Origin of the sequence: Aestuariivirga sp. (genome assembly GCF_041738905.1) — a bacterium.
GTDB lineage: Bacteria > Pseudomonadota > Alphaproteobacteria > Rhizobiales > Aestuariivirgaceae > Aestuariivirga.
This window is the reverse complement of the sequence record NZ_JBGSOZ010000111.1, coordinates 1-4,671: the sequence shown is the minus strand read 5'-3', so window position 1 is coordinate 4,671 and position 4,671 is coordinate 1. Positions and strand designations below refer to the sequence as shown.

Genomic DNA, 4,671 nt, shown 5'->3' with positions numbered 1-4,671 from the left:
GAGCGTGCGGGCAGTTACTTCGTGGCCGACAATGTGTCGGCCCGTCCGCGCCTGTCCGTGCAGATGCCCGAGCACAGCGAGACCCTCGTGGGGCTCCAGCCCGCATGGGCGCCGCTGGCCTTCCCCATGCTGCGCCCCCTGGCCGGATCAGGCATGGCTTCGGAACCGGCGGGCAAGAACCTGCCCCATCTCGCCATCCGCATTCCAGCGTCAACCGAGACCAACCGGGCGTCTAGCCTCATGCCGATCGCGCCCGATGCGCCGGTCTCCATCCTTCCGGCATCCGGCAACCGCGAATCGATCGACCTCGTCATCCGCACCGGCGATCCGAAGCGGCTTGAAACCTTGCTGCGCTCGGTGGCCCAGCAGCGCGGCATAGAGATCGGGCTTGTCCGCGCGGATGTCCTGCGCGGCAGTGGCGATCCAGGAGAGGTCCAGGCTGTTCTGAACCGTCTCGTTCCCGGCCGTGGCATCGTGAACATTCTCACCCGCCACTGCCCCATCGGCGCAGCGACCCTGCTGGCCGCGTCCTCCAGCGCCTGCACGCTGGTGGCAGACGAGAGCATCATTCTTCACGACCCCCGCACGCTCGAAACACTGGCGGGCATGGTGAAGGGCGGCAATGCTGCCTCCGCCGGCTGCGTCGTGCTGCGCGAGGTTGGTGCGCGGAGGGGCACGGTGCTGGGCTTTGAATCCGGCGGCTACTTCCCTTCGCATGTGTCGCTGATCGCTGCGCCCCGCCTGATCGTGTCGCTGCCCGACACGCGCGGCGCGCTGCCCAATGCAACCTATCCGGTGCTCGCCAACGATCCCGCCCTGGTGCTGCTCGGCAACGAGGCGGCACGCCTTGCCGCCGCCACAAGCTTCGAGCAGACGGCGGGCACACCGGACGTCTTCGGTTTTTCTCTGGCGGCACTCGCCGGCGGCTACCGTCATCTCTGTACCACGGCACTTCGCGCCACGGTGCTGGGGCCGCTGCCCGCGCGCGAAGCCTCCGACCCACCCGGCATCGCTGCTCTAGAGCCCGGCTCCTGGCCGATGGTGCTCGGCTCCCTGGTGATCCTGCGGGAACTCCACTGATGCGCATCTGCGTCGTCGTTCCCACCGGGAATCATCTCGAGACCGCCGGTGTCCGCATCCGCTACCAGCGCATCGCCGCCCATCTCGAGGCGATGGGGCACAGCTTCAGCCTGCAGATCATTGACGACCTGCAGCTCAGGCCGAAGCCCGACTGCGACGTGGTGCTGATCTCGAAATGCTACGATGCGCGCGGCATCGTCGCCGCCGCGGAGATGCGCGCGCAAGGCGTTCAGGTCGGCGCCGACTTCTTTGACGACTATTATTCGCAGGTGACCGACAGCCGCTTCGTCCATCTCAGGCAATGGCTGCGCGACATTTCGGGTTCGCTCAGCTTCACACTGTGCTCGACCCCGCTGATGCGGCGGAACCTCGCGGAACTCGTGCCGCATGTTCCCTGCCACATGATGAACGATCCCTACAAGGAGTTCGACACGGAGCGAGTCGCGGAGCAGGTCGAGGCCAAGCTGAGACGCGTGCGCGCGACCGGGATCATCGATATCGGCTGGTTCGGAATCGGCGACAATCCGCATTTCGCCGTGGGCCTCAGCGATCTCGGCGCCTATGCCGGCATGCTGGCGGATCTCTCACGGCACGGCCTGTCGCCGCGTCTGTCCATTCTCACCAACCGGCGGGCCCTCGGGATCGACCGGCTGCAGATGCTGGGCAGGCTTCCCGTGCCGTGGCGGATCGAGGAATGGAACGAGGATGCGGAACACCGCCTCATCGCCGGGAGCTATGCCTGTTTCCTGCCCGTCAATGCGCAGCGCTTCAGCATCGTGAAGTCGTTGAACCGCGCGGTCACCACGCTCACCGGCGGCGCGCAAGTCCTGTCGGCGGGATACCCGCTCTATGATGCCTTTGGCGATTTCGTCTATCGCGGTGCTGCGGATCTTGCGGCCGATATTGCTGCAAGCAAGCCGCGGCTCAGGCGGACAACCCTTCCCGCGTTCCTCTCCTTGATGGAAACCAGCGCCAGCCCGCGCACGGAGGCGGCAGGTCTCGCAGCTTTCCTGCAGGGCCTCGCGATGCCGCAAGCCGTACCCGGCCATGCCAGCGTCGCCATTCTCCATGGCAGGACATCAATCGCGGCTGTTCACAAGTTTGCCCAGCGCCGGGGCTACCTGTCTGTCGCCGGGTTCAAGGCCGGCCCGGAATTGAACTATGACATCAAGCCCTGTCTCGCCCCCGGCACCGGCAGGCCCAGCGTGCAGCTCTCGCCACCCGCCATGCGGATGCTGAAGCCGGATCTGGCGGCGAAGGCAGTGCTGAACATCGCCGCGAACGGCAGGCAGGCACATTACCTGCCGCTGCCCGACGAACTGGCCGCCATGACCGAACGCGGTGCGGGCCTTGTTCCAGACAGCGATGCCCTGTTCCTCTCCGACTACGAGGCCGACCTGGCCGACCTTCCGCGCCTCGTGTCGCATTTCTGCGCCGGTGTCAGGGTCGTTCTCTCCGAACCGGCCTCGCCCTATTGGAGCAGCGCCGCCGCGGCGCGGGGTGCCGCTTGAACTCCGGCCGCCACATCGTCTTCCTAGTGAACCTCCTGCAGGACGTGAACGTGATCCGTCCGCTGGCCTACCTGGCGGGGCGAGAAACCGATTGCCGCATCCTCTATCTGCTGAGCACGAGGTTCCTCGAACGCGACAATCTGAGAACGTGGCAGCGCGAAATGGGCCAGATCGCCGGACACACCGGCGGCGAAATCCATATTTACGAGACCCCTCTCGACGCGCTTGCCATCCTGCAGAACATGAAGGGCATTATCGTCGCGGCGAGCGAGTCCACCCTTAACGTCCATGCCGAGACCCACAACGTGTTTCGCGTTGCGCCGCCCGGCTTCATCAAGGTCACGCTCCAGCACGGCTACGAATGCGTGGGCTTCCTGCTGAACCGCGAGCACGTCGTGGCGCATGGCCGCAACATCAAGTTCGCAGCCGACATCGTCTGCGGCTGGTGCGAGGCACCGGCCCTGACCTCGCTGGCGCCCAGCGAGCGCCCGAAGCTCTATGTCTCCGGCCCTCCGATGGTGCTCAACCAGCCGCGCCGCGATGCCTCGATGCAGGTGCCCACGGGCGGACTTGTCTGCGAGAATCTCCACTCGGCGCGTCTCAAGGCCACGGGCGATCATGGCAAGTCATTCATGGAGAACTTCGACCGCTTCTGCGCCGAGAAGGCCCGGGAGAGGAAGACGGTGAACCTGCGGCCGCATCCCGGCGGCATGTACGTGATCAAGAACAACGTGCCCCTGCCGCCCAACGTCGCCCTCAACAGCCAGCCGATGTACAAGACCGATCTCCGCGACTACGCCTTCGGCATCTCGGCGCCCTCGACCGTCGTCCTCGACATGGTGCTCGCCGGCATTCCCGTGGCGGTGTGGCGCGACGAACAGGGCATCATGGATGCCTCGAACTACGACGGGCTGACGCCGATCAGCGGGCTGGAAGACTGGATCGCCTTCGCGCGCGAAGCCCAGGATTCACCCGAAACCTTCATCGCAAGGCAGCGCGGCTTCCTTGGCCGCCTCGCCATGCCGGCCGACGCCCGCGACGTCTATGGCCGTTTCGCAAGGCTCTTCAACACCGGCACGGCGCCCGGTGGCGAGATCACCAGCACGCCGGAAAAGCCAAAGCCGCCCCGCCGGATCGCCTTGGTCGCGAACGCCTTGATCCCGACCCTGCAACTCTCGTTCCTGAAGCCTCTGGCGGCGCTGATCGAGCGCGGCGACATTGTCTGCGACCTGATCACAGAGGTCGATTCAAACGAACTGTTCCCGTTGCGGGACAATGGCCGGCTCGATACCAGCGCGCAACGCCTCCAGCGCATGGGCGACTGGATCGAGGGGCGCCTCAAGGACTTCGCGCCCGATCTCATCGTGGCCTGCCGCTATAGCGCGCCCTGTTCCGACCGTATCGTGTCCTATGCCCGCTCGGCGGGCGTTCCGCTGGTCTATCACATCGATGACGACCTGCTGAACATCCCGCGCGAGATCGGCGAGAAGAAGTTCCTCGCCCACAACAATCCCAACCGCCTCCGGTCGGTCGATACGCTGCTCAAGGGCGCCGATTTCGTCTATGCCTCGACCGCGAGGCTCAAGGCGCGGCTGCGCCAGCTGTCCTATCGCACGCCAATGACATATGGCGAGATCTACTGCTCGGGCCGCATCCTCAGCCGCGCCGAACGCAGGACGGTCACCCGTGTCGGCTACATGGGCTTCGACCACGCCCATGACTTCGAGATCATCCTGCCGCAACTGGTGCGCTATCTCCGCCGCAATCCGGAGATCGAGTTCGAACTCTTCGGCTCGATTCCCAAGCCTGACGCGCTGAACGAGTTCGGCGAACGCATCCACATGATCGAGCCCGTGCGCAACTACGAGGAGTTCCTCAATGTCTTTGCCACGCGCAACTGGGACATCGGCCTCTGCCCCCTCGCCGTCACTCCATTCAACCCGCATTCGCCAGATGACATACTGATTTGTGGCGGCATTGCGCCGATTCAGGTATAATTATCAGCAGTTTAACCTGAACCATATGAGGCCATCATGGAGAACCCAGCGGGTGAACCGAATGATAGTACTCTGCGCCTTGA

Annotated in this window: 3 protein-coding genes; all 3 read left to right on the top strand. The window is 65.0% G+C overall.

Annotated features, from left to right (window positions below; genetic code table 11):
* The coding region (locus ACEW8Q_RS09475; protein WP_373503807.1) for a hypothetical protein at nucleotides 1–1,080 on the top strand (1,080 nt) is incomplete at its 5' end.
* Nucleotides 1,080–2,591, top strand: coding sequence for a hypothetical protein (locus ACEW8Q_RS09470; protein WP_373503806.1), 1,512 nt, complete (start codon nucleotides 1,080–1,082; stop codon nucleotides 2,589–2,591). The genes ACEW8Q_RS09475 and ACEW8Q_RS09470, both read left to right, overlap by 1 nt.
* On the top strand, nucleotides 2,588–4,588 hold the full coding sequence (locus tag ACEW8Q_RS09465; RefSeq protein ID WP_373503805.1) for a hypothetical protein: 2,001 nt from the start codon (nucleotides 2,588–2,590) through the stop codon (nucleotides 4,586–4,588). The genes ACEW8Q_RS09470 and ACEW8Q_RS09465 overlap by 4 nt, the downstream gene beginning before the upstream one ends.
* Nucleotides 4,589–4,671: the final 83 nt, after the last annotated feature.